This window comes from Actinorhabdospora filicis (assembly GCF_030269765.1).
Lineage (GTDB): Bacteria > Actinomycetota > Actinomycetes > Mycobacteriales > Micromonosporaceae > Actinorhabdospora > Actinorhabdospora filicis.
Genome location: NZ_BSTX01000002.1, coordinates 1,051,046 through 1,077,043 on the forward strand (window position 1 = coordinate 1,051,046; position 25,998 = coordinate 1,077,043).

The window sequence follows — 25,998 nt, forward strand, 5'->3', positions numbered from 1 at the left end:
TCAACTATTCCCCGCCAAGATCACCACACCCACCCCACCCCACTACCCTCACCCCATGAGCAACCTCGACCACAACCCCACCGAAACCACCTGCGCCGCAACCCCCAGCACCACCCCCACCACCGAACTCATCCCCGGCCACGAAGTCGCCCTCGGCGGAATCCGCGACACCACCACCGTCCACCGCACCCTCCCCAGCCGCACCCGCCGCATGATCGGCGCCTTCTGCTTCATCGACCACTACGGCCCACACCCCGCCCACACCCACCCCATGAACGTCCCACCCCACCCCCACACCGGACTCCAAACCGTCTCCTGGCTCATCAGCGGACACGTCCAGCACCGCGACTCCACCGGCCGACACCAAACCTTCACCAACGGCGAACTCGGCCTCATGACCGCCGGACACGGCATCACCCACAGCGAAAACACCACCCCCGACACCCCACCCACCCTCCACGGCTTCCAACTCTGGATCGCCCTACCCGACCACGCCCGCAACACCACCCCCCACTTCGAACACCACCCCCACCTACCCACCGACGGCACCACCACCGTCATCCTCGGCACCCACAACGGCACCACCAGCCCCGCCACCACCCACACCCCCCTCCTCTTCCTCCAAATCCAGCTACCCCCCAACACCACCCACACCATCCCCCTCAACCCCCACCACGAACACGGAGCCCTCACCGCCACCGGCAACCCCACCATCGACAACACCCCACTCCCACCCGGCCCCCTCCTCTACCTCGGCACCAACCGCACCACCCTCACCATCACCACCCACGACCAACCCACCACCCTCCTCATCCTCGGCGGCGAACCCTTCCAAGAAGAAATCGTCATGTGGTGGAACCTCATCGCCCGCGACCACGACGAAATCGTCACCGCACGCCAAGCCTGGGAAAACCACGACCCCCGCTTCGGCACCGTCACCGGCTACACCGGCAAAGGCACCCGACTCGACGCACCCCCCATGCCCACCACCCGACTCAAACCCCGCGGACGCACCCGCTGATAACGTGCACCCCATGGCACTGGAGATCACCGAACACCACACACCCACCGACGGAGCCGAAGCCAAGAACGGCGACACCGTCTCCGTCCACTACACCGGCACCCTCACCGACGGCACCGTCTTCGACAGCTCCGCCGGACGCCAGCCCATCAGCTTCACCCTCGGCGCCGGACAGGTCATCAAAGGCTGGGACCAGGGCCTGCTCGGCATGCGCATCGGCGGCAAACGCACCCTCACCATCGGCCACGAACTCGCCTACGGCGAAGCGGGATTCCCCGGCGCCATCCCACCCCGCGCCACCCTGATCTTCGACGTCGAACTCGTCGGCATCAACTAACGGCGAACGGCCCGGCGCACCACCGCGCCGGGCCGCCCACAACACCCAACTACCGCCAACCCCCCACAACCCCACCCGGCACACCATCACCCTCATACGGCACCCGCGTGAAAACGAACGTCCCCACATCCAGATGCGACACACCACCCACCGCATCACGCACCACCACCAGGCGCTCGCCCGCGTAGTAGCCGTCCAGGCCCAGCCACGAGCCGTCACCCAGCGGCCGGAACCGCGAACCGCGGCCCCGCGAGATCGGCGCCAGCTCCAGCCAGCCCTCCCGCCGCACCCGGATCACGAACGCCCCCGGACCCCAGTACCAGGGACCGGCCAGCTCCAGCAGCGACAGATCCGCGCCCTCCTCGGGCAGCCACTCCTGCGGGAACACCGGCTCGGCGTCCACGAAGATCCGCAGCAGATCCGGGAACGCGAACCCGTCCGGCGAGGACGTCACGTTGCTCAGCCCCACCACCCCCGCGTCGGCTCCCGGCGCCACCAGGATCCCCGCCAGGAACCCCGGCATCGACCCGCTGTGACCGATCACCCGGCGCCCCTCCGCCCGCCACAACTGCAGGCCCAGCCCATAGCCGGAGACCCACTCGTCCCCATCGGACACCCCCACCGGCTCGGCCATCTCCAGCACCGTGTCCGCGCTCAGCACACCCCCGGTGTCACCCGACAGGAACGACGCGAACCGCGCCAGGTCGGCCACCGTCGACCACAGCTGACCCGCCGGCCCCATCGCCCCGGTGTCCTGCACCGCCTCGGGCATCACCACGTCCATCCACGGATGCACCGCCAGGCCCGTGGCCGCCCGCCCCTCCGGCAGCGCCGTCGTGCGCTTCATGCCCAGCGGCTCCAGCACCTCCCGCGCCAGCACCCGCGTCCACTCCTCACCCCGCACCCGCGACACCAGCTCGCCCAGCAACGCGAAACCCGGGTTGGAGTAGTGGAAGCCCTTACCCGGCCACGACACCGCGACCCCGTCGCCCATCAACCGCACCAGCTCGGCGGAATCCACCCCCGGCGAACGCTCCCACCACGAACCCGGCAGCTCCGCCGGCAGGCCACCCGAATGCGACAGCAGCTGCCCCACCGTCCGGTCGCCCACCGCGGTCCCCGGCACGAACGCCTCCAGCCGGTCCGACAGGTCCAGCAGGCCCTCGTCCCGCAACCGCATCACCGCCACGGCCACCAGCGACTTGGTCAGCGAGCCGATCCGGTACTGGGTGTCGACGTCCGGCGCCGCCCCCTCCACCCGGCCCCTGCCCGCAGACCACACCAGCTCACCCGAGCGCACCACACCGGCCACGATCGACGGGATGCGGCCCTTCGACTGGGCCAGCGCCAGGCGATGCGACAGCTTGCGGGCGGTGGAATCGAGGACACCGTTCTGCGACATGCGGCACACCCTACCCCGGCTCCCGGCGCACCAGACGGCCCACGAACCCGTAGGTCGGATTGGCCCGGGCGGCCTCCCGCAGCTCCCGCGCGGTGGCCTTGATGTACCCCTGCGAGGCCGCCAGGCTCCGGTGCCCCAGCAGCTCCATGATCTCGGTCGCCGAGGCCCCCGACTGCCCCAGGCGCGTGGCGAAGGTGTGCCGCAGCGCGTGCACCAGCGCACCCCGCTCCACCCGGTCGTCGATACCGGCGCACCGGTAGGACTCCCGCACCAGGTACTGCAACTGGTTGCGCGACAGCGCCTCACCGGTGTGGCTCACCCACAGCGGCGAGCGCCGGGGGAGCGGATCACGCTCGCCCGGCAGCCGCCCGCGCCGGGTGTCCAGGTACTCGCCCAGCACCAGCTCCAGCGGGACGTCGACGGGCACCACCCGGTCGGCGTCGCCCTTGCCGCCGCGCACCACCAGGCGCTGCTCACCGGTGGCCCCGGCCAGATCACCGTAGGACAGGGCCAGCAGCTCGGCGGTGCGCAGGCCGGTCAGCAGCAGCGTGGCCACCACCGCCAGATCGCGCTCGGGCCAGGGATTGCGGGCCTTGCGGGCCCCGGCGGCGATCGCCGCGAGGAGCCGCTCGGCGGCGTCCTCACCCCGCAGGGGCTTGGGAGAGCGGTCGGGCACCTTCGGGCGCGCCACACCCGACATCGGGTTGCCGTCGACGATGCCGTCGCCGACGCAGAAGGCGAAGAAGGTGTTCCACGTCGACCAGGCGCGGGCGATGGAGGACTTGGCGCGCGTGGCGGCGTACTCGGCGAAGGCGCGGCGCAGGACCACGGGGGACAGGGCGGCGCAGTCCAGCTCGGCGGGGGAGAGGCCCAGGTCGCGGGCGGCCGCGGCGGAGATGACGGCCAGATCGCGGTGGTAGGCGGCGGTGGTGTGGGGGGAGTCCTTGCGGGGAGCGCGGGAGAGGAAGAACGCGTCGACGGCGGTGGGGTAGCGCATCGGGACCTCCGGGTGGGGGAGAGGTGGGGGTCTCCCCTGGTTTTCATGTTCTGCGATACGTGGTCGTTTGGGTGATTTTTCCATATAAGTGTAGTTATGCGGAATTTGCAAGGGTTTTCGGGAGGTGGGGTGGACGCTACGGCGGAGGTGCGACAGGACGGTCCCGGCCGGGCCGGGGGTACGGGGACCGGCCAGGGGAGGTGAGTGCCCGTGCGGTGACACCGGGGGTGTGGAAGCGCGATCTCCGGGGCGCGGGACGTGGCGAGCGACCGGCTCGGGCCGGACACGCCGCCGCTCGGGTCGCGAGCGCGCCGGGCGATCGTCCACGGTGGCCCGCGGACCGTCCGCGCGGGATTTATGTCAAGCACGATGTGCGGGGCCGGTAGTCCGGGGTACCGGCCCGCACGCCGTGCCCGTGCCTTATGTCGGGTGCGAACGCCGGCGAGGGCGTACAGGCCGGCCAGAACGCGTAACGCCTTCGCCCAAGGTCGATGCCAAGGCGTCCTGGAGATCCCCGGGCCCGTGCGCTCGCCATGGCGAGCGCACGCCGGGCGACGTCGTGCCGGTGGGCGTCGGAGGTGTCCTGTGTGCACGGTCTTCGAGGCTGTCGGGGCCTCTTCCGGCCCCTCTCGGCCCCGCTCAATTTGCGCTTGATAATCAACATTATGTAGTTCTGTAAAGTTGGGCCCCCTTCCCCGGGGTAGCGCGGGTGCGATAGCTTGCAATGGACCGCGACCCCGCCCCGGGAGGTGAGACCCATGAACGCAGTACGTGGGTGCTCCCCCTTGCCGGTCACGGTCGGGCGATCGACGTAGGTGTCGCCGGGAGCCGCCTGGATGTGAAGGCCCTCCCGAAAGGCAACACCGATGAACTCTCCACAGGTCACCACCGGCCCGTCGGTCTACGACGCCGATGTGATCATCGCCGGGTGCGGTCCGGCCGGCGCGATGCTGGCCGCCGAGCTGCGCCTGCACGAGGTGTCCGTCCTGGTCCTGGACAAGGACACCGAGCCGGTCTCCTTCGCCCGCATCGTCGCCCTGCACGTGCGCAGCATCGAGCTGCTGGCGATGCGCGGGCTGCTGGACGCCGTCGCCGGGCACGGGCGGCGCCGCCCGGCGGGCGGTTTCTTCGCCGCGATCGACAAGCCCGCGCCGGAACTCGACTCCGACTACGCCTATCTGCTGGGTGTCCCCCAGCCGGTGATCGTCGATCTCCTCGAACGCCACGCGGTGGAGCTGGGCGCGACCGTCCGGCGCGGCCACGCCGTCGAGGCGTTCGAGCAGGACGGCGAAGGCGTCACCGTCACGCTGGACGACGCCACGCGCCTGCGCTCGCGTTATCTCGTCGGCTGCGATGGCGCGCGCAGTACGGTCCGCAAGCTTCTGGGCGTCGGCTTCCCCGGGGAGCCCTCGCGCAATGACACCCTGATGGGCGAGATGGAAGTGGGTGTCCCGCAGGAGGAGATCGCGGCGGCGATGGCCGCGTTCGGCCGGAGTGACCGGCGCTTCTGGGTCAGGCCGGTGGGTGTGGGCGTCTACAGTGTCGTGGTCCCGGCCGAGACGGTCGGCGGTGAGCCGCCGGTGCTGGAGGATTTCCGGCGGCGGCTGCGGGAGATCACCGGAACCGATTTCGGTGTGCACTCCCCCAGGTGGCTGTCGCGTTTCGGGGACGCCACCCGGCTGGCCGGGCGTTACCGGGTCGATCGGGTGCTGCTGGCCGGGGACGCGGCGCACATCCATCCGCCGATCGGCGGGCAGGGGCTCAATCTGGGGGTGCAGGACGCGGTCAACCTCGGGTGGAAGCTGGCGGGGCGGGTGCGCGGCTGGGCGCCGGAGGCGCTGCTGGACTCCTATGAGGACGAGCGCCGTCCGGTGGCCGGGGAGGTGCTGGACAACACGCGTGCGCAGGCGGAGTTGATGTCGCCGGGGGCGGGTGCGCGGGCGTTGCGGGGGCTGCTGGGTGAGTTGATGGACTTCGAGGTGGTCAACCGGTACCTGATCGAGAAGATCACCGCGATCGGCGTGCGGTACGACTTCGGGGAGGGCCCGGATCTGGTGGGGCGGCGGATGCGCGATGTCGCGGTGAGGGGCGGTCGTTTGTACGACGTGATGCGCGGGGGTCGTGGGCTGCTGCTGGATCGTTCGGAGCGGTTGAGTGTGGGGGGCTGGGCCGATCGGGTCGATCGGGTGGCCGATGCTTCGGTGGCGGTGGACGTGGCGGGGGTTCTGCTGCGTCCCGATGGTCATGTCGCGTGGGCCGGTGATGATCAGCGGGGTCTGGAGGCGGGGCTGGCGCGCTGGTTCGGTGAGCCGAGGGGCTGAGCCGGTTCCCCGGGCGGCCGCACCCGGTCGCCCGGGGTTCTTTCCGGACTGGCGACTGTACCGTCTGGACGGTACAGTGATGCTCATGTCCGAGACACGTGAGCGGTTGCTGGACGCCGCCACCCGCGTCCTTCTGGTCGAAGGCGCGGGGGCTCTCACCCTCGACGCGGTGGCGCGGGAGGCGGGGGTCAGCAAGGGCGGCCTTCTCTATCACTTCTCCAGTAAGCAGGCCCTGGTGGGCGGGATGGTCGAGCGCCTGGTGGGGCGTTTCGACCGGGCGCTGCGAGGTGCCGGGGACTCCCCCGGCGCGGCGACGCGCACCTACATCGAGGCCACGATCTCCCCGGAGGCCGAGGGCGCCGGGAGCGAGGCCGACAAGGTGACCGCGGCGCTGTTCGCCGCCGCGCTGGTCGATCCCGAGGCGCTGGCGCCGTTGCGGGAGGTCTACCGGCGGTGGCAGGAGCGGCTGGTGCGCGACGGGATCGATCCGGTGGAGGCGACGCTGGCGCGGATGGCGGTGGACGGGTGGTGGCTGGCGCGGCTGGTGGACCTGGCGCCGCCGGACCCCGAGCTGCACCGGGCGCTGCGGGCGCGGCTGCTGCGGATCGGGGAGGTCTGATGCCCTGGGTGCTGCTGGCGGTGGCGGTGGTCGGCGAGGTGGCGGCGACGTTGTCGCTGCGGGCCCTGGCCGGCGGGTTCCGCCCGATGCTCCTCGCGGCGGTCCTGGTGGGTTACGGGGTGTCGTTCACCCTGATCGGGATCGCGTTGCGGAGCCTGAACGTGGGCGTGGTGTACGCGATCTGGTCGGGGGTCGGCACCGCGGGGGTCGCGGTGGCGGCCTGGTGGCTGTTCTCCGAGCGGCTGAACTGGACCGCGGCGGCGGGCATGGCGCTGATCGTGGCGGGCGTGGTCGTGCTGGTGTCCTCGGGGGCGGCCGGGCATGGGTGAGCGCTGGGTGAAGCGGCTGATGCTGGGCACCGACGTGGGCCTGCTGGCCTACTGGACGGCCTCGGCGCTGGGGGTGTTCACCGCCTACCGCGACGGGGTCATGGCCGACTGGAACTGGTCGTTTCTGGGGCTGGACCTGATGGTCAGCGCCACGGGCCTGACGGCGCTGTGGCTGGCCCGGCGGGGAAATCCGGCCGGGCGGTCGCTGATGCTGGTCTCGCTGGCGCTGACGCACGCCGCCGGGCTGTCGGCGCTGAACTTCTGGGCGCTGCGCGGGGACTACTCCCCCGGCTGGTGGGCGCCGAACCTGTGGCTGGCGCTGTTCCCGGTGTTCGGGGTGTGGGTGCTGTTCAGCCGAACTGGAAGGAGCGCTTGGCCAGCCCGTACCAGTAGCCGTCGATGACGGCGTGGCCCGCGGCGTCGTCCTCCTCGGCGGCGCCGAGGGCCACGAACAGCGGGGCGTAGTGCTCGGTGCGGGGGTGGGCGATGTGCGCGGCGGGGGCCTTGCGCTGGAAGTCCAGGAGGGCGTCGACGTCGCGTGCGGTGACGGCCTCCTGGGTCCAGTGGTCGAACTCCCTGGACCAGGCGGGGGCCTCGTCGGTGCCCAGGCCCGGGTCGATGCCGCGCAGGTTGTGGGTGGTGAAGCCGGAGCCGACGATGAGGACGCCCTGGTCGCGCAGTGGGGCCAGGGTCTTGCCGACGCCGTAGAGCTCGGCGGGGTCGAGGGTGGGCATCGACATCTGCAGGACGGGGATGTCGGCCTCGGGGAACATCTCCTTGAGGGGGACGTAGGCGCCGTGGTCGAGGCCGCGGCCGGGATCGTGGTGGACGCCGGGGAGGAGCCTGGCCACGTCGGCGGCCAGGCCGGGTGCCCCGGGCGCGGGGTAGGTGACGTCGTAGTAGTGCTGCGGGAAGCCCCAGAAGTCGTAGACGAGCGGGACGGTCCGGGTGGCGCCGATGGTGAGGGGGTCGTTCTCCCAGTGCGCCGAGACCACCAGGATCGCCTCGGGCCGCTCCAGGCCGGCCGACCACGCGGCGAGCTGGCGGGTCCACAGGGCGTCGTCGGCCAGGGGTGGCGCGCCGTGGGAGAGGTAGATGGCGGGGGTGCGGGTCATGGCGGGCTCCTAGCTTGAGGTTTCAACCATATCCCCGGTTGCTTGAGAGTTCAAGTGTTCCTAGGCTGGTGACATGACGACGCGGTGGCTGGACGAGGACGAGCAGCGCTCCTGGCGGGCGTTCATGTGGGGTTCGCGGCTGCTGATGGAGGCCCTCGACCGGCAGTTGCAGCGCGACGAGGGCCTCCCCCACGCCTATTACATGATCCTCTCGGCGCTGTCGGAGGCACCGGGGCGCACACTGACGATGAGCGAGCTCGCCCAGACCGTGCGCGGCTCGGCTTCGCGGCTGTCGCACGCGGTGGCCCGGCTGGAGGAGGCGGGCCTGGTGCGCCGGGAGCGGCACCGCAGCGACAAGCGCACCACGATGGCGATGCTGACCGAGGAGGGCGTGGCCAAGGTGGTGGCCGCCGCGCCCGGGCACGTCGAGGCGGTGCGGAACCTGCTGTTCGACCGGCTCACCCCCGAGCAGGGCGAGCAGCTGGGGCTGATCTTCCGGACGGTGCTGGGCGGCCTGGACGACCTGGACGCCCCGGCGCGGCGGTGGTCAGGTGAGCGCGTGGCGGCGGTGGGCGGCGATGACCTCGCCGGCGGTGAGCAGGGCCATGAGGGTACCGATGACCACGATCGTCCACGGTAGGCCGATCGCGGGCGCCAGGGCGCAGGCGGCCAGGACGGCCGCGGCGGTGATGAGGGTGGAGACCAGGCGGCGGGTGTCGCAGTTGCCTTCGGCGACGGTGTCGAACAGCGCGCTCATGCCCAGGAAGACCGCGACGGGGACGGCGATGGCCAGGGCCAGGCCCCAGGCGGGGAGTCCGCCCGCATCTTCGGTGGCATGGCCGGTGAGTTGCCCGGCGGCCAGGGCCAGTCCGGCGCCGACGGCGGCCACGGCGGCGAAGATGAAGTAGTGGCCGTAGCCCCATAGGAACTGGCGCCACCAGTCGCGGCCGACGGCGCCGGTGCCCTGGTAGTCGAAGTAGAGCCACCAGATGGCGAAGACGATGAGGAGGCCGCCGGCGGCGAGGACGAGCAGGTCGGCCAGGGGGCCGCCCTTGTCGACGCCGTTGGAGATGGCGATGGTGGCGGCGGTGATGGATTCGCCCAGGACGATGATGGTGAACAGGCCGTAGCGTTCGGCGATGTGGTGGCGGTGGCCGCCCAGGCGGATGTCCCACCCGGAGATGGCGGGGCAGAGTACGTCGAGGGCGAACAGGGCGATGAACAGCGGTATCTGGAGGTCGTGGGGTACCGCGAGGTAGGCGACCCAGCCGAGCTGGACGAGGGTGACGCTGATGATCATGCGGGTGGCCACGGCGCGCATGCGGCCTTGGGCGTGGCCGCGGGCGCGGGCCCATTGCAGGACGTAGGCGATGCGCATGACCACGTAGGAGATGACGCCGACGGTGAAGTCCATGTGGGCCATGGCGGGGATGCCGGCGGCCAGGCCGAGGGATCCGGCGATCTGCAGGAGGGTCAGCAGGCGGTAGGGGACGTCGTCGGTGTCGAAGGCGTTGGCGAACCAGGTGAAGTTCATCCAGGCCCACCAGATGGCGGCGAAGATCATGAGGTAGGTGCCGATGCCCTGCCAGGTGTGCCCTTCGGCGAGCCCGTGTTCGAGTTGCAGGGCGGCCTGGGCGACGGCGACGACGAAGGACAGGTCGAACAGCAGTTCCAGGGGTGTGGCGACGCGGTGTCCCTCGCCGTGGTCGCGCAGGCTCATCTGGATGATCCAGGCGCGTCCGGGGCGGGTGGTGTCGGCCATCGGTGTCCCTTTCGCGTGGTCTGCTGCAAGGTCAGGATAGGGGCGGTGGCGGGGATGCGATTGAATTCGGCGGCATGGACGAGGTTGAGGCGTGTTTCATCTGCGGGCTGGTGTCGAATGATCCGGCCTTCGCGCATCCGGTGGCCTATCGCGACGCGGTGTGCGTGGTGTTCTTGAGCCGGTTCCCGTGGGCGTTCGGGCATGTGCTGGTGGCTCCGGCGATGCACCGGGAGCGGTTGCTGGCGGGGTTTTCGATGAGCGAGTACGCGGCGTTGCAGCGAGTGGTGTACGCGACGGGGCGGGCGCTGGGTGAGTATGTGGACGCGGTGGGGTTGCGGGTGTCGGCGGTGGAGGGTGGTGAGGGGTGCCGTCACGCGCATTGGAACGTGGTGCCGGGTGCGGGGGTGGCGGCCGAGCCGGGTGTGGTGGACGTGGGGGCGTCGCGGGATCTGGCGGCGCGGTTGCGGCCGCGGATCAGCTGGCTGCTGGCCGCCGGTGGGGCGTTTGGAGGGTGACGGTGTCGGGGAAGGCCAGGGCGCGCCAGTAGGCGACGGGGTCGGGCAGGTCCAGGACGGTGGTCAGCCACAGGGTCATGACCATGCCGTGGGTGGCGATGATGAGGTGGCCGGGGTGGGTGGCGTGGCGGTGGACGGCGTCGTCGAAGCGGGTGATGGCCTGGGCGCGTGTCTCCCAGCCGGGGTGGTCGGTGCCGGATAGGTAGGCCGCGGCCTGGGCGCGGTGTTGTTCGCCGGTGAGGGTGGGGTCGTGGGGGCGCAGGATCTCGCCGAAGGCGGGGTCGATGTGGACGGTGGCGTGCGGGCGGGTGGCGTGGATGGTCTGGGCGGCCTTGGGTTCGGCGCTGGCGGTGTGGTGGCAGGGGCCGGGTGGCAGGCGCAGGCCCGCGGCGGCGTGGCGGCCCTGTTCGGACAGTCCCCAGGTGTGGGCGGGCACGGAGGGGTCCACGACGGGCATCGCGTGGCGCACGAGGGTGATCGGCATTCCCGGAAGGCTAGTGGACGTGTGTCACAGGCGCGCCTTATTGCAAGGATTCTGCAATAGCCATAGGGTTGCGATGTTCTCCGAATCCCTGTGGAAAGAAGGAACGCCATGGGCGTCTACACGCTTCCCGATCTCGCCTACGACTACGCCGCGCTGGAGCCGGCGATGTCCGGGGAGATCCTGGAACTGCACCACGCCAAGCACCACGCCGCCTACGTCAAGGGCGCCAACGACACCCTGGAGCAGATCGCGGAGTCGCGCGACAAGGGCGACTACTCCGCCATCGTCGGCCAGGAGAAGACCCTCGCCTTCCACGTCTCCGGGCACGTCCTGCACTCGCTGTTCTGGAAGAACCTCTCCCCCGAGGGCGGCGAGCGCCCCGAGGGTGAGCTGGGTGAGGCGATCGATGAGTTCTTCGGTTCCTTCGAGGCGTTCCGGGCGCATCTGACGGCGGCGACCACGGCGGTGCAGGGTTCGGGCTGGGGTGTGCTGGCCTGGGAGCCGCTGGGTCGGCGGCTGATCGTGGAGCAGGTTTATGACCATCACGGGAACGTGGGTACCGGTTCGGTGCCGTTGCTGGTGTTCGACGCGTGGGAGCACGCCTACTACCTGCAGTACCGCAATGTGCGTCCCGATTATGTGACCAAGTTGTGGGATCTGGTGAACTGGGGTGACGTGCAGTCGCGGTATGCGGCGGCGAAGGTGGGTCTGGTTCTGCCGTAGGGCCCGGGCTAGGGTGCCGGGGTGACGAGAATGGTCGTGGTCTCGGGTGTCCCGGGTTCGGGTAAGTCGACTTTGGCGGCGCGGCTGGCGCAGGACGCCGGTTTGGTGTTGCTGGCCAAGGACGAGGTGAAGGAGGTCATCGCCGACGTGGTCGGGGTGGCCTCCTTGGAGGATTCGCGCAGGGTGGGTTTGGCCTCGGTGCGGGTGCAGTACGCGGTGGCGGCGCGGTTGGCGGCGGCGGGTGCGGGTTTCGTGCTGGAGCAGGCGTTTCAGGCGCGGTTCGCCGGTGCGCTGGCGCCGTTGGTGGCGGTCACCGATGCGGTGGTGGTGCATTGTGCGGTGCCGGTGGAGGTGGCCGGTGCGCGGTATGCGGCCAGGGTGCGGCATGGGGCGCATGTGGATGCGATGCGTGTGGGTGGGATCGATTGGGACGCCTACGCGATGATGGATCTGGGTGTGCCGTCGATGGTGGTCGACAGTAGTGACGGGTACGACCCTGGTTATGCGGAGGTTCTGGCGTTCGCGCGGGGGTGATTACCCTTGGGGGATGCGTACTCTTCGGCTGGCCGATGAACTTCTGCTGATCGCCTATGACGATGACACCGGGCGTAATCGTGCGACGGGCCTGGAGTTGGGGCTGGCCGGTTCGCTGTTGCTGGAGCTGGCGTTGAGTGAGCGGTTGCGGGTTGATGGGCGCAAGAAGGTCCATGTGGTGAGTGCGGCCTCCATTGGGGATGAGTTCGCCGATGAGGCGCTGGCGCGGGTGGGTGCCGACAAGCCGCGTACGGCTCGTTCGTGGGTCAACACGTTCTCCCGGAAGTTGCTGCCGCGGGTGCGGGAGCGGCTGGTGGGTGAGGGTGTGTTGCGCGAGGAGGTCCACAAGGTCTTCGGGTTGTTCCCGTACCGGTATTACCCTCTCGCCGATGGGCGTGGTGAGGGTGAGGCGCGGGCGCGGCTGGAGCGGGCGGCGGGCAATGGTGTGGCCGGGGACGCGCGGACGGCGGCTTTGGCGGGGCTGATTCGGGCCACGAGCCTGGAGAGGCGTGCGCTGCCGGGGTTGTCGTCGTGGGAGGCGCGGCGGGTGGTCAAGGGCCTGGCGGAGGCGGGGTGGGCCGGTGAGGCCACCAGGGAGGCGATCGCGGCCACGCAGATGGCGGTGATCGCGGCGGTGACGGCGTCGGTGGCGGCCAGTACCGCGGCCACCAGCGGGGGTTAGCGGCCGTCGCGGGGGCCGAAGACGGCCAGGGCGTCGAAGTCGCTGTAGGCGCCGCGCAGGTATTCCTCGGCGAAGCGTGTCGCGCCGGGGAAGGGTGAGGTGGCGACCTGGGCGCAGACGGTGTCGGCGTCCAGGGGTGTGCGGCGCAGTTGGATCCCGGGTCCCAGGAGTGCCCAGTAGGCGCCGGGTGGGCCGTAGGGCATGCCGACGGAGCCGGGGTTGACGATCATGCGGTTGCCGGCCAGGCGTGCGAAGGGCATGTGGGTGTTGCCGATGACCATGGTGGACACCGTGGCGGGCAGTTGCCGCTGGATCTGGGTCCACAGGTCTGGGCGGGAGTCGACGACGATGACCTCGTCGTCGCGGCGTGGGGTGGCGTGGCAGAAGTAGACCTCGCCGAGCCCGTCGACGGTCAGGGTCAGGTCGTGTGGCCAGGAGGCCATCCAGGCGCGGTGTTCGGCGCTGATGACCGAGGCGGCCCAGGGGGTGACCTCGTCGGGGTATGCGGCGGTGGTGCCCGGGTGCCAGTCGGCCATTTCGCGGTCGGCGTTGCCGGACACGTACCGTACGCGGTCGCCGAGTGCGGCCAGGCGGTCCAGGACCTGGGTGGGCTGGGGGCCGGCGGCCACGTCGCCGCAGCAGACGATCACCTCGGCCGTGGCGACCTCGGGCTGGGACAGGACCGCCTCCAGGGCGGGTGCGACGCCGTGGACGTCGGATATCACCGCGATGCTCATGCCGTATGAGCCTGGCGGGGATGGGTGCGGTGGGGCCAGGGTCTTCGCCGAGGGCGAACAGGTGACGGTGTGCTCACCTGCGCCAGGAGGCCAGGGTGTAGACCGGGTCGGTGCGGGGCACGTCGGGTCCGGGCAGGGCGGCCAGGTCGGCGAGTGCGGCGTCGAGGTCGGTCTGGGTGAGGTGGGGTAGCCAGGTGAGGTGGCGGCCGTCGGCCAGGTCGTAGGCGAGGTTGTTGGGGGTGCGTCCCTGGCCGTGGCCGGTGAAGGTGGTGGTGGCCTGGGGGGTGAGGCCGCGGGTGGCGGTGACCTGGGCGAGGCGTTCGGGGTCGTCGGAGGGGATGTGGGGGGCGCCGCCTTGCTGGTGGACGCGGTGGAGGATGGCGTCGGTGTCGTCGCCGCCCTGGTGGGCGTTGTTCTTGCCGATGGTGGCGGCCAGGATCCCGCCGGGGGCCAGGACGCGGGCGGCTTCGGTGATGACGGCGTCGGTGAGGTGGGGTGGGAGCAGGTGCAGTAGCCAGATGCAGGTGACGGCGTGCAGGGAGGCGTCGGCGAAGGGCAGGCGGGTGGCGTCGGCGCGCACGGCGCGTCCGGGGAGTCGCCGCGCGGCCAGGGTGAGCATGCCGGTGGAGGCGTCGGCGACGATGACGGTGCGGGTGGGGGTGGCCAGGTGCCGGGAGACGATGCCGGTGCCGCCGCCGATGTCGGCGATGACGCCGGTGGCGGGCAGGAGGGCGTCGAGGGCGGTGGCGGCGGCCAGGGCGCGGGCTTCGCCGCCGCGGGTGGCGTCGTAGCGTCCGGCTTCGGTGTCGTAGTCCAGCACGCCGACCATTGTGCACGCCGATTGGTGTGGCACGCCGCCCCGTGCGTGTCTAAGGTCGGTGATCATGAGCGACTTGGTGTACCCGCCGTTGCTGCGGCCCGGTGACAGGGTGGCGGTGGTGTCGGCCGGTGCGGGCCTGCCCGGGATTCTGCCGTTGCCCTTCGAGCTGGGTTTGGAGCGGATGCGGGCGTGGGGGCTGGAGCCGGTGGAGTACCCCTCGACCAGGCGGATGGGGTCCACGCCCAGGGAGCGGGCCGATGACCTGCACGCCGCCTTCGGTGACGATTCGATCGCGGCGGTGGTGGCCAGTATCGGCGGCGATGATCAGGTGCGGGTGATCGGGCACCTGGATCCGGTGGTGTTCGCCGCCAATCCCAAGCGGTTCTTCGGCTACAGCGACAACACCAACCTGCTGAACTTCCTGCACCGCTGCGGTGTGGTGGGCTTCCACGGCGGATCGGTGATGGTGGAGTTCGGGCGGCCGGTGGCGATGAATCCGCTATCGGCGGCCTCGCTGCGCGCGGCGATGTTCACCGGCGGGCCCTTCCGGCTTCAGGATCCGGGGGTCTTCGGTGACGAGGGCCGCGACTGGGCCGACGCGGGCACCTTCAGCGCCGAGCCGCTGATGCGGGCTTCGGCGCCGTGGACGTGGCACGGCCCGGAGGTGGCGGTGGAGGGACCGGCGTGGGGCGGCTGCCTGGAGGTCCTGGACTGGATCATGGCCGCCGACCGGGTCGCGCCGGTGGAGTCCTTCCCGCAGGGCGGGGTGCTGTTCCTGGAGACCAGCGAGGAGATGCCCGGCGCCGGGCAGGTCCACCGGATGCTGCGCAACATGGGCGAGCGCGGTCTGCTGGCCCGTTTCGGGGCGGTGGTGCTGGGCCGGGCCAAGTCGTGGTCGTTCGACCGGCGGCTGCCGGTGGGCGAGCGAGAAGAGTTCTGGGCTGGTCAGGTGGCGGCGGTGCTGGCCACACTTGCGGAGTACCGCCCGGGTGTTCCGGTGGTGTGCGGGGTCCATATCGGGCACACCGATCCGCAGCAGGTGCTGCCCTATGGTGGGCGGGTGCGTGTCGATGGTGTGGAGCGGGCGGTGACGGTGTGGTACTGACCGGTGGGTTCGCACCGGTGAGCGACCGGGTGTGGGTGTGGCGGTATCCGGTGCTGGATGTGAATCTGTCGCTGGTGGTGGGTGATGCCGGTGCGTTGCTGGTGGACACCTTGTCGGGGCCTTCGCAGGCGCGTGAGCTGGCCGATGGGGTGCGTGCGGTGACGTCGCTGCCGGTGCGGGTGGTCAACACCCACGCGCATTTCGATCACTGCTTCGGTAACGGGGTGATCGCCGAGGTGCTGGGGGTGGAGGAGTTCTGGGCGGGGCCGGGGGTGGCGCAGCGGCTGTCGGGTGACACCACGGAGCTGCGGGAGCGGATCGTGGCCTCCTATGGGCATCTGGACGCGGTGATGGCCGCCGAGCTGCCCGCTCTGGTGCCGCTGCCGCCGAACCGTTTGGTGGAGGGGGTGGTGGAGCTGGATCTGGGTGGTGTGGTGGCCAGGGTGTGGCCGGTGGGGCACGCCCACTCCCCCGGTGACGTGGTCGTGGCCTGTGAGGGCGTGGTGATATGCGGCGACATCGTGGAGGAGGGCGCGCCGCCGCAGACCGGTGACGCCGATGTGCGCGGCTGGGTGGCCGCGCTGGGCAGGTTGCTGCCGGAGATGACCGGCCCGGTGGTTCCCGGGCACGGCGCGGTCGTGGACGCGGCGTTCGTCGCCGCGCAGATGAGGGATCTGGAGGCGCTGGCGTGAGGTTTTCCGAGATGCCGCGGATCGGGCTGGGGACCTCCCAGCTGCACGGCGATGAGCTGGCCAGGGTGCTGGCGGCGGGTTTCGAGGCGGGGTACCGGTGGGTGGACACCGCCGCGCGTTACGGCAACGAGGCCGGGGTGGGGGCGGCGGTGCGCGCCTCGGGGCTGCCGCGTGAGGACGTGTGGGTGACCACGAAGGTGTGGAACGACCATCACGGGTACGAGGCGGTCCTGGCCGATTTCGGGACCTCGATGAGGGAGCTGGGCCTGGAGCGGGTGGACCTGTACCTGATCCACTGGCCGGTGGCCTCGCGTGACCTGTACGCCGAGTCGTGGCGGGCGCTGCTGCGGTTGCGGGAGGAGGGGCTGGTGGACCACATCGGGGTGTCGAACTTCCAGATCCCGCATCTGGAGCGGCTGTTCGCCGAGACGGGGGTGTATCCGCTGGTCAACCAGGTCGAGGCGCACCCGTTTCTGGGGCAGGTGCCGTTGCGGGCCTTCCACGCCGCCCACGGCATCCAGACGCAGGCGTGGAGCGCGCTGAACAAAGGACGCGGCCTGGACGACCCGGTGATCACCGGTATCGCCGGGGAGATCGGGGCGAGCCCGGCGCAGGTGGTGCTGGCGTGGCATCTGGCGCGCGGGACGCGCCCGATCACCAAATCGGGCAAGCCCGAGCGGCTGGCGGCGGGCATCGCCGCCCTCGACCTGCGCCTGTCGGATGCGCAGGTGGCCGCCATCGACGCCCTGGACCGGGGCGAACGCGGCGGACCCGACCCCGACACGATGGAACTCATGGAAGCATCACGGTGACACCGACAGGAGGCGAGACGATCGTGGAGACCACCGTCGCTTTGAACAACGGCGTGGCGATGCCCCGGCTGGGTCTGGGCGTGTGGCAGGCCAGTGACGACGAGGCGCGCTCGGCGGTGGCCGCGGCGCTGGAGGCGGGTTACCGCAGCGTCGACACCGCCGCCGTCTACCGCAACGAGACGGGTGTGGGGCGCGCGATCGCGGCCTCGGGCGTGCCGCGCGGGGACATTTTCCTGACCACGAAGCTGTGGAACTCCGACCAGGCGTCGGTGGAGCGGGCCTTTGAGGAGTCCCTGGAGAAGCTGGGCACCGACTACGTCGACCTGTACCTGATCCACTGGCCGGTCCCGGCCAAGGACCTGTACGTGGACGCTTGGAAGGGCCTGGAGCGCATCGCCGCCGACGGGCGCGCCCGCGCCATCGGGGTCTCCAACTTCCACATCCCGCACCTGGAGCGCCTGGCCGCCGAGACCGGCACGGTCCCGGCGCTCAACCAGATCGAGCTGCACCCCGACTTCAACCAGGCCGAGCTGCGCCAGTACCACGCCGCCCACGGCATCGCCACCGAGTCGTGGAGCCCGCTGGGGCAGGGCGGCGCGCTGCTGCAGGACCCGGTCCTGGACGGCATCGCCTCGGCGCACGGCAAGACCGTGGCGCAGGTGGTGATCCGCTGGCACCTGCAGATCGGGGCGGTGGTGATCCCGAAGTCGGTGACGCCCTCGCGGATCGTGGAGAACTTCGGCGTGTTCGACTTCGCCCTCTCCGAGGCCGAGGTCGCCGCCATCACCGGCCTGGAGGCCGGGCACCGCATGGGCCCCGACCCCGACACCTTCGGATAGGGACGCCAAGAGAATTTCATGGCCCGGCCGGTGTCGATACCGGCCGGGCCTGCGCGTCACCACCATGACACCCCGCATCGGGAAGGGACGCGAAGCCGTGAAGTACCTGCTGATGATCTACGCCGCCGACCAGACCTGGGCCGAGGCCGATGAGGCCACCCGCGAGCAGGCCTATGCCGCCCATGAGGCCTTCGGGCGGATGCTCGCCGAACGCGGCGCCATGATCGGCGGTGAGGAGCTGGCCCCGGCCGCCTCGGCCACCACCGTGCGCGCCACCCCCGGCGGGTTCGTCCTGACCGACGGGCCCTACGCCGAGACCGCCGAGCAGCTGGGCGGGTACTACCTGGTGGAGGCCGCGGGCCTGGACGAGGCTCTGGACTACGCCAAGGCGCTCCCGGCCCACATCGTGGAAGTCCGGCCGATCGCGGGGTGAACGTCGAGGACGCCTACCGCGAGCACTGGACGAGGCTGCTGGCCTCGCTGGCCGCCGAGTTCGGTCTCGACACCGCCGAGGAGGCCCTGGGTGAGGCCTATGCGCGGGCGTGCGAGCACTGGCCGGAGCAGCCGCCGGGCAATCCGGCCGGGTGGCTGCGGACGGTGGCCAGGCGCGCGGCCCTGGACCGGTTGCGCCGGGCCGGGGTCGCCGCCCGCAAGCTGCCGCTACTGGCCGAAGGCGAGCCGCAGGCGGGGCCGGTGGGCATCGCCGATGACCGGCTGCGGCTGATGTTCACCTGCTGCCATCCGGCGCTGGCGCTGCCGGTGCGCATCGGGCTGACCCTGCGCTATGTCACCGGGCTGCCCACGCGCACGGTGGCGCGGCTGTTCCTGGTGGGCGAGGCGACCATGGCGCAGCGCCTGACCCGCGCCCGCCGCAAGATCACCGAGGCCGGTATCGGCTACCGCGTCCCGGAAGGCCCGCAGCTGCCCGAGCGGCTGGCCGGCGTCCTGCACGTGGTGTACCTGGTCTTCACCGAGGGGTACCGGCCCGGTGGCGACACCGCGCTGGCCACCGAGGGCGTGCGCCTGGCGCGGCTGGTGCGCGAGCTCATGCCGGGCGAACCGGAGACGGCGGCGCTGCTGGCGCTGGTGATGCTGCAGCACGCCCGCCGTGACGCCCGCCGTGACGCCCGCCGCGCCGGTGGCGGCGAGGTGCTGCTGCCCGACCAGGACCGCACCCGCTGGCATACCGGTGAGATCGAGGAGGCGCTGGGGCTGCTGGAGCGGGCCGGGATGGGCCGCTACGCCCTGGAGGCGCGCATCGCCGCCGCCCACGCCACCGCCGCCAGGGCCCACGACACCGACTGGGACCTGATCGCCGCGCTTTACGCGCGCCTGGAGGAGATCACCGGCTCGGCGATGGTGCGCCTCAACCGGGCGGTGGCCGTGGCCGAGGCGAGCGGCCCGGCGGCGGGCCTGGGCCTGCTGGAGGGCCTGGAGCTGCCCGGGCAGGCGATGCTTCCGGCGGTGCGCGCCGAGCTCACCGCCCGCCTGGGCGAGCTCGCCGCCGCCGACGTCCTCTACGCCGCGGCGCTGGAGCTGTCGGGTGAGGAGCACCAGCGGGCGTGGCTGCTGACGCGCCGCGCGCTCAACGCCGCGCGTAGGTCAGCAGGTGGGAGCTGACGCCCAGCAGCGTCGGCTCGCGTTCCATGGCCCTGAGCCCGGCCATCATCCGCTCCCGCGCCACCGGGTCGTCCAGGATGGCGCCCAGGTCCCCCACCAGCCACGCGCCGCCTTCGACGGCCACGGTCGCCGGCGCGGCCAGGCCCGCGTGGGTGAACTCGGCGTCGGCCTCGCCGGGCAGGTGGGTGTAGGCGGTGGTGAAGTTGGGCGAGCCGAAGCGGTGGGGGTCGATGACGCCGGTCTGGGCGACCAGGCGCAGCACGGCGTCCTCGGTGTCGTCGCCGAAACTGGCGCGGCGGGCGGCGTCCAGCCAGGCGGCGTAACGCGAGATGGTCGCCGCGGCGATCAGCCCGCCGGGGCGCGTGACGCGGGCGGCCTCGCGGATGGCGGTGACGCGGTCCTGGTGCGACATCAGGTGGTAGAGCGGCCCGAACAGCAGCACCGCGTCGGCCGAGCCGAGCGGGGCCTCCAGGCGGCGGGCGTCACCGAGGACGGCGGTGACACCCGGCAGCCGCGCGGCGGCGGCCACGTGCGAGGGGACGGGGTCGATGACGGTGACGTCGTGGCCGTCTTCGGCCAGCCACCGCGCGTGGACGCCCATGCCGCCCCCGACGTCCAGGATCCGCTGCGGCCGCCGGCCCAGCAGGCTGGACAGGATCGCCCGGGTGCGCTCGAACTCCAGGCGCCCGTGCGCGCTGCGGGTCAGGCGGTCGGATTCCCCGCCGCGTTCGTAGTAGTCCAGGACATTGCCGTCGATGCTCTCGCTCATGCCCGACATCCTGCTCGGGCCCGTGGCGGGCCCGCGAGGCGTTTTAACCGAACCAGTGCGCGCGGGGCAGCGCGAAGACCTCACCGTCGGCGGCGAAACCGGCCTTGGCCAGCGCCCGGCGGGCGGCCACGTCACCGCCGGGGCGGGCGGTGAACCACGCCGCGCCGGGGTGGGCCACCAGCAGCACCTGGCGGATGTAGGCCCAGATCGCCACCGGGCCCAGCCCCCGCCACGACCACTCGGGGTCGCCGATGAGGCACTCCAGCTCCACGGCCTCGCCGATGAGGGTGTGGCGGGCGTAGCCGCAGGGCACACCGTCGATCAGCAGCACGTGATCGTCGGCGGTGAGGGGACCGGTGTCGGGCAGCGAGCGGTGCTCGCGCCAGGTGGCCAGGTCCTCGCCGCCGCCGGGCGCGGCGAAGGTGATCGCCACCGCCGGGATGGTGTCGGCGACCGGGATCTGGCGGGCCACCACGCTGGGACGGCACAGCCGCCCGGCGCGCTGGGCGCTCACCCACTGGTGGGCGTCGTGCTCGACGTCGTGGAGGATCACCGGGGTGCCTTCGGGGACCTCGGCCATGAACCTCGCCCAGCCCTCCGACAGGTCCACCGGGTGCAGGACCGCGCCGGTGATGCCGGCCTCCTCCTCCAGTTCCCGCAGCGCGGCGGGATAGACCGCCTCCTCGGGCTGGCGGGCACCCGCCGGTGGCGTCCACGCCCAGGCCCCGGCGTAGTCGGGGCCCTTTTGGGCGCGGTGCAGCAGCAGGTACTCGAAGTCGTCCCCGGCCCGGCGGCGGACCACGATCGTGGAGCCGCGCGGGTCGTCGGGGGCGATCGGCAGGCCGTCCCAGGTGGTGTCGAGGGTCGCAGTCACGCGGCCAAGGGTAACCGCGCGACCGCGTTCGCCAAGATCTCAGCCAAAGAACGACTCCTCAGCCCAGAAAGGACAGCCGCATCTGCCGCTCGGGATTGTCGACATTGGTGTCGACGAACACCACCGACTGCCACGTGCCCAGCGCCAGGCGCCCGCCGATGACCGGGAGGGTGGCGTGCGGGGCGATGAAGGCCGGGAGCACGTGGTCGCGCCCGTGCCCCGGGGTGCCGTGGCGGTGGCGCCAGCGGTCGTCGGTGGGCAGCAGCACGTCGATGGCGGCCAGCAGGTCCTCGTCGCTGCCGGCGCCGGTCTCCAGCACGGCGATACCGGCGGTGGCGTGCGGGACGAACACGTTCAGCAGCCCGTCGCGCCCGGGCGCCTCACGCGCCAGGAACCGCTCGCACTCGGAGGTGACGTCGGCGGCGACCGGGATCCGGCCGGTGGACACGCGCACGATGACGGTGGCGAACATGCTCCTCCTAGGTCAGGGCGGAGGCTACCAGCGCCGGGATCGAGGCGTGCTCGACATCGGCCGGGAGCGCGCGGTTGGCGGCGATCCAGGCGGTGCGCTCCACATCGGAGTCGCCGCCGTGCCCGCCGCCGTCGACGTGCCCGTGATCGGTGACCACCAGGAACGTCCAGTCCACCTCGGCGCGGGCGCGCGCGGCGGCCACCACCCGGCCCAGCAGCATGTCGGAGTGCTCGATGGCCTGTGTGTACTCCGCGCCGGTGCCGATGTGGTGGGCGACCTCGTCGGGGTGGCCGAAGTACACGAAGGACACGTGCGGGTCGAGGGCGCTCAAGGTCTCCACGGCGTGGTCGGCGACCTGGGCGTCGGTGACGGGGTCCCCACCGGCGGGCTGCCCGTCGCGGACCGCCGGTGCGAAGGCGATCGCGGGCCGGAAGATCGGGCCGCCGGAGTCGGGCGTCAGCAGCGGCGGCCAGGCCGCCGCGCCATAGGAGCGAAGCCCGGCGTCGGTGGCCCGCCGCAGGAAGCAGGGGTGATCGTCCAGGGCGTGGCCGGACAGGTCGTTGCCCAGGATGGCGTGGGCGTCGGCGTGCACACCGGTGGCGATGGTCGCCCAGCACGGCCCGGAGATGGTGGGGTTGACCTCGCGGATGCGCACCGGGGCCAGCGACCCGGCCGCGGCGATGGCGTCGATGTGGGGCGTGCTGGCCGCCCGGAGGGTGTCGAGGCGGACACCGTCGATGCCGAACACGATGACCCGTGCGTTCATGTGGACTCCTGTGGGTGGTGGGGGTGATACTGCCACGACCACCCGGGATTGGTCCAGACCACTATCCGGTGGTGTCGTCGTGCAGCAGCTCGCGGGCCTCCTCGGCGGCCCGCTCGATGCCCGACGACACCACCGCCAGGAACCGCGCGACCCGCGCCAGCCGCGCCGCCGCGGCACCCTCCCCCAGCGCGCCCGCGCCCTCACGTGCGATGCCGGTCAAGGCCGCGATACTGCGGGCACTGGCCATCATCGCCTGGTACCACACGTCATCGTCGACCACGTAGCGCTCGCGGCGGCCCGGCGCCTTCTCCCGCCGCAGCTGACTCTGCCCCTCCAGCAGCGTCACCGCCTTGGACACCGAGGCCGCGCTGACACCCAGCCGCGCGGCCAGCTCGGCGGCGGTGAACCCGCCGTCCTCGGCCAGCGCCAGGCACGCCAGCACCCGCGAGGTCATCGCCGGCATCCCGGTGCCCATGAAATTGGCCGCGAACATCTCCTCATAGACCCGCACCGCCGCCACGTCACCGCCACCCGCCGGGACCGGCGCCGCGCGCCTGCCGCGATGCGCGCGGCGCTCGGTGGCCAGCTGCGCCAGCTCCGGGCGGTAGCCGCCCGCGCCCCCATTGCGCATCACCTCCCGGGTGATGGTGGAGGTCGGGCGCTCCAGCCGCCGGGCGATCTCGGCGTAGGCCAGCCCCTCACCCAGCCCCTGGGCGATCTGGCGGCGTTCGTGACGGGTGAGCCTGCCTCCGGGCATCACGGCCCCCTTCCCACGGCCCCCACCATAGCCTTCAGTACCGGTCATCGCAACGCTCCACACATCGACATTGCATTGAAAGCAGAACCCATTGCAATACTTTCTGTGCTCTGACCAGCGGTAATGTCAGCTGAACGCAACATGAGGATTGAGTCGCTGGGAAAGGCAACGTAGCGTTTCCGGAGTAGGAAAACACGCGATCGTGAGGAGAAGACGATGGGACAGCGGGGATTCACCGAGGCCGGGCTGCGCCGGGTCCGGCGGGTACTGACCCGGCACGTGGAGTCGGGGAAGATCCCCGGCCTGGTCGCCCTCCTCGGCCGCGGCGACCACACCCACGTCGAGGCCATCGGCACCATGCGCCACGACGGCGGCCCGCCCATGCGCCGCGACACCATCTTCCGGATGGCCTCGGCCTCCAAACCCGTCACCACCGCCGGGGCCATGATCCTGCTCGACGAATGCCGCCTGCGCCTGGACGAACCCGTCGACGCCTGGCTGCCCGAGCTCGCCGCCCGCCGCGTCCTGGCACGCCCCGACGGGCCCCTGGACGACACCGTCCCCGCCGAGCGCCCCATCACCGTCCGCGACCTGCTGACCTCCACCTTCGGCCTCGGCGTCGACTTCGAGCTGATGACGGCCCCCATCCGCGCGGCCACCTTCGCCGCCACCGACTACAGCGTCTACTCCGGCCCCGCACCCGAACCCGGCGAGTGGATGCGCCGCCTGGGTGAGCTGCCCCTGTCCCACCAGCCCGGGCGGCGCTGGCAGTACGACCTGGCCATCGAGGTCCTGGGCGTGCTCATCGCCCGCGTCGCCGGCACCACCCTGGAGGAGTTCCTGCGCGAACGCCTCTTTACGCCCCTGGGCATGAACGACACCGGCTTCCACGTCCCGGCCGAAAAGATCGACCGCCTGCCACCGCTGTACGGACCCGACCCCGCCACCGGCGAATTCCACGTGTGGGACCAGGCGCGAGGCGGCCGCTCCAGCACACCCCCGGCCTTCCAGGGCGCCGGCGGCGGCCTGGTCTCCACCGCCGACGACTACCACGCCTACTTCCGGATGCTGCTGGGCCACGGCCAGCCGATCCTGTCGCGCCCGGCCGTGGAGCTGATGACCACCGACCGGCTGTCACCGCAGATGAGCGCCGCCCGCCAGAACATGTACCGCGGCATCGCCCACATCGCCCAGGGCATGCCGCCCGGCGGGTGGGGCTTCGGGATGGGCGTCCACACCCGCCGCGACGGGTACGTCCCCGCCGGGCAGTTCGGGTGGGACGGCGGCACCGGCACCAGCGCCTACGCCGACCCCGGCAGCGGCCTGGTGGGCGTCCTGCTCACCCAGGTCGGGATGTCCACACCCGACTCCACCCGGGTGATCCAGGACTTCTGGACCACCGCCCACCAGGCACTGGCCTGAGCGCTAGTCCTTCTTCTCCAGCGCCGCCAGGGACGCCTCGGCCGCGCGGCGGGCCACCTCGGCGGTCACCGCGCGCTCCATCAGCACCGACACCTCCGATCGGGCCGAGGCCAGCTGCGCCCGGTGGTCCTCCAGCCGCCCCGCCAGCCCCTCGGCCCGCGCGCTCGCCTCGGCGGCCTCGGCGCGCAAGGCCCGCAGCGCCTGGCCCGACTCGCGTTCCAGCGCGGCCTTCTCCTCCCGCAGCACCGCCAGCTCACGCGCGGCGGCCTCCCGGGACGCGGCCAGTTCGGCGCCGGCCCGCTCGGCCGACTCGGTCGCGGCCGCAGCGCGCGCCACCGCCGCGGTGCGCTCCTCCTCGGCGGCGGCCCGGGCCTGGGCGGCCATGTCCTTCTCCGCACGGGCGACCACCGCCTCCCGCGCGGCGGTCTCCTTGGCGGCCAGGGCCTGAGCGGCGCGGGCCTCGGCCTCCTCGCGGGCGGTCTCGGCGGCGGCCGCGATCGCCCGGTCGGCCGCCGAGCGGTCGGCGGCGGCGGTGGCCTCGGCGTGTGCGTCCGCGGCGCGCCGCTCGGCCTGCGCGGAGCGGGTCTCGGCCGCGTCGCGCTCGCCGGCCAGGCGCTCGGCCTGCGCGGCGGCGGCACCGGCGGCCTCCCGCGCGGCGGCCAGTTCCGCCCGCAGCGCGGTGACCTCCTCGCCGTGGGCGGCCTCGGCGCGGGTGGCGGCGGCCTGGGCGTCGCGCAGCCGCCGCAGCGCGTCCTCGCGATCGGTGCTGGCCGAGGCGACCCGGGCGGCGGCCTCGGCGTTGATCGCCGAGACCTTCGCCTCGACACCGGCCGGACTCATCTCGTCGGCCAGCACCCGCGCCAGCGGTTCCAGGGCCTGCGCCAGGCCCGCCTCCATGCGGTCGTAGAGATCCTCGGCCCGCGCCAGCGCGCCCTCCAGCCCGGGGGAGGCCCGGCGCAGGTCGCGTTCCCGCTTCGCCGCGCCCTGGCAGGTGCCTTCCGGGCAGTACTGGCGTGGCCGCCCGCGCCCGGCCTTCTGGGGGACGATCGCGCCGCAGTGCTTGCACAGGATGTCGGTCTTCACCCCGGCAGCCTAATCGCGCCCCACCCGCCACGCCCGCACCGGCGGCCGCGCCTCGCCGGGACGCCCGGCCAGCCTGAGTTATTTATTGAATATCTGGTTTTGCTAAATCTTAAATAGAAAAGATGGACGGCCCGGTGGGGATGTATAACTCACGGGAATGAAGATTCCCGCAAGTAATCATGGATCGGGACGGGCCCGGGACGCGGGAGGAGAAACTGAGACCCTGCGCTTGGATGTCACTGGGTTTCGTCGTTTCGGTGTCACCAGCGGGGTGGAGCCCGCCGCGTCGCGGTCCCGTTCGGCGAGAGGGGGCTCGCCCTGTTCGCGAGGTCGCGTGGCGGACGCAACCACTGTCGAAGGTGGGTCCCCATAGGGCTGCGGGTGACATT

At 71.9% G+C, this 25,998-nt stretch carries 31 protein-coding genes; 18 read left to right on the forward strand and 13 right to left on the reverse strand.

Features of this window, described 5'->3' with window-relative positions; translation table 11 throughout:
• Positions 1–55: 55 nt before the first annotated feature.
• Together QSK10_RS17685 and QSK10_RS17690 are read left to right on the forward strand one after the other, a co-directional pair.
• A complete protein-coding gene (locus tag QSK10_RS17685; protein ID WP_285663936.1) occupies positions 56–1,021 on the forward strand; it encodes a pirin family protein in 966 nt (321 codons plus the stop codon).
• A gap of 13 nt (positions 1,022–1,034) precedes the next feature.
• The gene (locus QSK10_RS17690; RefSeq protein ID WP_285663937.1) at positions 1,035–1,358 is read left to right on the forward strand and encodes an FKBP-type peptidyl-prolyl cis-trans isomerase; all 324 of its coding nucleotides are present in this window, start codon (positions 1,035–1,037) and stop codon (positions 1,356–1,358) included.
• A gap of 49 nt (positions 1,359–1,407) precedes the next feature.
• On the opposite strand, the gene QSK10_RS17695 is transcribed toward QSK10_RS17690, so the two are convergent.
• Both QSK10_RS17695 and QSK10_RS17700 read right to left on the reverse strand, forming a co-directional pair.
• The gene (locus tag QSK10_RS17695; RefSeq protein WP_285663938.1) at positions 1,408–2,760 is read right to left on the reverse strand and encodes a serine hydrolase domain-containing protein; all 1,353 of its coding nucleotides are present in this window, start codon (positions 2,758–2,760) and stop codon (positions 1,408–1,410) included.
• A 10-nt stretch (positions 2,761–2,770) separates the two neighbouring features.
• Complete coding sequence (locus tag QSK10_RS17700; protein WP_285663939.1) at positions 2,771–3,757, reverse strand: tyrosine-type recombinase/integrase; 987 nt, start codon at positions 3,755–3,757, stop codon at positions 2,771–2,773.
• An 866-nt stretch (positions 3,758–4,623) separates the two neighbouring features.
• Between QSK10_RS17700 and QSK10_RS17705 the strand changes: the two genes are divergently transcribed.
• The 4 genes from QSK10_RS17705 (at position 4,624) to QSK10_RS17720 (ending at position 7,429) form a co-directional block, all read left to right on the forward strand.
• A complete protein-coding gene (locus QSK10_RS17705; RefSeq protein ID WP_285663940.1) occupies positions 4,624–6,078 on the forward strand; it encodes an FAD-dependent monooxygenase in 1,455 nt (484 codons plus the stop codon).
• 85 nt (positions 6,079–6,163) lie between these two features.
• Complete coding sequence (locus QSK10_RS17710) at positions 6,164–6,697, forward strand: TetR/AcrR family transcriptional regulator (protein ID WP_285663941.1); 534 nt, start codon at positions 6,164–6,166, stop codon at positions 6,695–6,697.
• The gene (locus tag QSK10_RS17715) at positions 6,697–7,026 is read left to right on the forward strand and encodes a DMT family transporter (RefSeq protein WP_285663942.1); all 330 of its coding nucleotides are present in this window, start codon (positions 6,697–6,699) and stop codon (positions 7,024–7,026) included. Before QSK10_RS17710 ends, QSK10_RS17715 begins: the two co-directional genes overlap by 1 nt.
• Positions 7,019–7,429, forward strand: coding sequence for a DUF5360 family protein (locus tag QSK10_RS17720; protein ID WP_285663943.1), 411 nt, complete (start codon positions 7,019–7,021; stop codon positions 7,427–7,429). The genes QSK10_RS17715 and QSK10_RS17720 overlap by 8 nt, the downstream gene beginning before the upstream one ends.
• Here the strand turns inward: QSK10_RS17720 and QSK10_RS17725 are convergent.
• Positions 7,377–8,141 (reverse strand): dioxygenase family protein, encoded by a 765-nt coding sequence (locus tag QSK10_RS17725; RefSeq protein ID WP_285663944.1) that lies wholly within the window; start codon positions 8,139–8,141, stop codon positions 7,377–7,379. The two genes, QSK10_RS17720 and QSK10_RS17725, sit on opposite strands and share 53 nt — an antisense overlap.
• Positions 8,142–8,214: 73 nt before the next feature.
• On the opposite strand from QSK10_RS17725, the gene QSK10_RS17730 reads away from it, so the two are divergent.
• Entirely contained in the window at positions 8,215–8,781 is a 567-nt protein-coding gene (locus QSK10_RS17730) for a MarR family winged helix-turn-helix transcriptional regulator (RefSeq protein WP_349497691.1), read from the forward strand.
• On the opposite strand, the gene QSK10_RS17735 is transcribed toward QSK10_RS17730, so the two are convergent.
• The gene (locus tag QSK10_RS17735; RefSeq protein WP_285663945.1) at positions 8,689–9,903 is read right to left on the reverse strand and encodes a low temperature requirement protein A; all 1,215 of its coding nucleotides are present in this window, start codon (positions 9,901–9,903) and stop codon (positions 8,689–8,691) included. The genes QSK10_RS17730 and QSK10_RS17735 overlap by 93 nt on opposite strands.
• Before the next feature lie 74 nt (positions 9,904–9,977).
• On the opposite strand from QSK10_RS17735, the gene QSK10_RS17740 reads away from it, so the two are divergent.
• Positions 9,978–10,418, forward strand: a complete 441-nt coding sequence (locus QSK10_RS17740; RefSeq protein ID WP_285663946.1) for an HIT family protein — start codon at positions 9,978–9,980, stop codon at positions 10,416–10,418.
• Here the strand turns inward: QSK10_RS17740 and QSK10_RS17745 are convergent.
• Positions 10,378–10,902, reverse strand: coding sequence for a histidine phosphatase family protein (locus tag QSK10_RS17745; RefSeq protein ID WP_285663947.1), 525 nt, complete (start codon positions 10,900–10,902; stop codon positions 10,378–10,380). The genes QSK10_RS17740 and QSK10_RS17745 overlap by 41 nt on opposite strands.
• A 108-nt stretch (positions 10,903–11,010) precedes the next feature.
• On the opposite strand from QSK10_RS17745, the gene QSK10_RS17750 reads away from it, so the two are divergent.
• From QSK10_RS17750 to QSK10_RS17760, 3 genes are read left to right on the forward strand one after another with little or no spacing between them, the layout of a single operon-like run.
• Positions 11,011–11,625: a superoxide dismutase gene (locus QSK10_RS17750; RefSeq protein WP_285663948.1), complete on the forward strand. Its 615-nt coding sequence runs from the start codon at positions 11,011–11,013 to the stop codon at positions 11,623–11,625.
• Between the two features lie 30 nt (positions 11,626–11,655).
• The gene (locus tag QSK10_RS17755) at positions 11,656–12,159 is read left to right on the forward strand and encodes a P-loop nucleotide/nucleoside kinase family protein (protein WP_285664470.1); all 504 of its coding nucleotides are present in this window, start codon (positions 11,656–11,658) and stop codon (positions 12,157–12,159) included.
• Between the two features lie 13 nt (positions 12,160–12,172).
• On the forward strand, positions 12,173–12,841 hold the full coding sequence (locus tag QSK10_RS17760) for a GOLPH3/VPS74 family protein (protein WP_285663949.1): 669 nt from the start codon (positions 12,173–12,175) through the stop codon (positions 12,839–12,841).
• Here the strand turns inward: QSK10_RS17760 and QSK10_RS17765 are convergent.
• Positions 12,838–13,578 carry a metallophosphoesterase family protein gene (locus QSK10_RS17765; protein WP_285663950.1) on the reverse strand — a complete coding sequence of 247 codons (741 nt, stop codon included), beginning with the start codon at positions 13,576–13,578 and terminating at the stop codon, positions 12,838–12,840. The genes QSK10_RS17760 and QSK10_RS17765 overlap by 4 nt on opposite strands.
• Positions 13,579–13,651: 73 nt before the next feature.
• Entirely contained in the window at positions 13,652–14,398 is a 747-nt protein-coding gene (locus QSK10_RS17770) for a class I SAM-dependent methyltransferase (protein WP_285663951.1), read from the reverse strand.
• 64 nt (positions 14,399–14,462) lie between these two features.
• On the opposite strand from QSK10_RS17770, the gene QSK10_RS17775 reads away from it, so the two are divergent.
• The 6 genes from QSK10_RS17775 to QSK10_RS17800 all read left to right on the forward strand — a co-directional run bounded on the left by QSK10_RS17775 (position 14,463) and on the right by QSK10_RS17800 (position 19,466).
• Positions 14,463–15,503, forward strand: a complete 1,041-nt coding sequence (locus tag QSK10_RS17775) for a S66 peptidase family protein (protein ID WP_285663952.1) — start codon at positions 14,463–14,465, stop codon at positions 15,501–15,503.
• Positions 15,504–15,520: 17 nt separating this feature from the next.
• Complete coding sequence (locus QSK10_RS17780; protein ID WP_285663953.1) at positions 15,521–16,195, forward strand: MBL fold metallo-hydrolase; 675 nt, start codon at positions 15,521–15,523, stop codon at positions 16,193–16,195.
• A complete protein-coding gene (locus tag QSK10_RS17785) occupies positions 16,192–17,007 on the forward strand; it encodes an aldo/keto reductase (RefSeq protein ID WP_285663954.1) in 816 nt (271 codons plus the stop codon). The genes QSK10_RS17780 and QSK10_RS17785 overlap by 4 nt, the downstream gene beginning before the upstream one ends.
• The gene (locus tag QSK10_RS17790) at positions 17,004–17,846 is read left to right on the forward strand and encodes an aldo/keto reductase (RefSeq protein WP_349497692.1); all 843 of its coding nucleotides are present in this window, start codon (positions 17,004–17,006) and stop codon (positions 17,844–17,846) included. Before QSK10_RS17785 ends, QSK10_RS17790 begins: the two co-directional genes overlap by 4 nt.
• A 64-nt stretch (positions 17,847–17,910) precedes the next feature.
• Positions 17,911–18,279 carry a YciI family protein gene (locus QSK10_RS17795; RefSeq protein WP_285663955.1) on the forward strand — a complete coding sequence of 123 codons (369 nt, stop codon included), beginning with the start codon at positions 17,911–17,913 and terminating at the stop codon, positions 18,277–18,279.
• Complete coding sequence (locus QSK10_RS17800) at positions 18,276–19,466, forward strand: RNA polymerase sigma factor (protein WP_285663956.1); 1,191 nt, start codon at positions 18,276–18,278, stop codon at positions 19,464–19,466. Before QSK10_RS17795 ends, QSK10_RS17800 begins: the two co-directional genes overlap by 4 nt.
• Here QSK10_RS17800 and QSK10_RS17805 read toward each other — a convergent pair.
• The 5 genes from QSK10_RS17805 to QSK10_RS17825 form a co-directional block, all read right to left on the reverse strand.
• Positions 19,432–20,235, reverse strand: a complete 804-nt coding sequence (locus QSK10_RS17805; protein ID WP_285663957.1) for a class I SAM-dependent methyltransferase — start codon at positions 20,233–20,235, stop codon at positions 19,432–19,434. The genes QSK10_RS17800 and QSK10_RS17805 overlap by 35 nt on opposite strands.
• Positions 20,236–20,278: 43 nt before the next feature.
• On the reverse strand, positions 20,279–21,109 hold the full coding sequence (locus QSK10_RS17810; protein ID WP_285663958.1) for an NUDIX domain-containing protein: 831 nt from the start codon (positions 21,107–21,109) through the stop codon (positions 20,279–20,281).
• Positions 21,110–21,167: 58 nt separating this feature from the next.
• Positions 21,168–21,581, reverse strand: a complete 414-nt coding sequence (locus QSK10_RS17815; protein ID WP_285663959.1) for a YjbQ family protein — start codon at positions 21,579–21,581, stop codon at positions 21,168–21,170.
• 7 nt (positions 21,582–21,588) lie between these two features.
• Complete coding sequence (locus QSK10_RS17820) at positions 21,589–22,347, reverse strand: alkaline phosphatase family protein (protein WP_285663960.1); 759 nt, start codon at positions 22,345–22,347, stop codon at positions 21,589–21,591.
• 61 nt (positions 22,348–22,408) lie between these two features.
• Positions 22,409–23,104, reverse strand: a complete 696-nt coding sequence (locus QSK10_RS17825) for a helix-turn-helix domain-containing protein (protein ID WP_285663961.1) — start codon at positions 23,102–23,104, stop codon at positions 22,409–22,411.
• 216 nt (positions 23,105–23,320) lie between these two features.
• Here QSK10_RS17825 and QSK10_RS17830 point away from each other — a divergent pair, with 216 nt between their 5' ends.
• The gene (locus tag QSK10_RS17830) at positions 23,321–24,526 is read left to right on the forward strand and encodes a serine hydrolase domain-containing protein (RefSeq protein ID WP_285663962.1); all 1,206 of its coding nucleotides are present in this window, start codon (positions 23,321–23,323) and stop codon (positions 24,524–24,526) included.
• 3 nt (positions 24,527–24,529) lie between these two features.
• Here QSK10_RS17830 and QSK10_RS17835 read toward each other — a convergent pair whose 3' ends face one another.
• Complete coding sequence (locus tag QSK10_RS17835) at positions 24,530–25,609, reverse strand: hypothetical protein (protein ID WP_285663963.1); 1,080 nt, start codon at positions 25,607–25,609, stop codon at positions 24,530–24,532.
• Positions 25,610–25,998 lie beyond the last annotated feature (389 nt).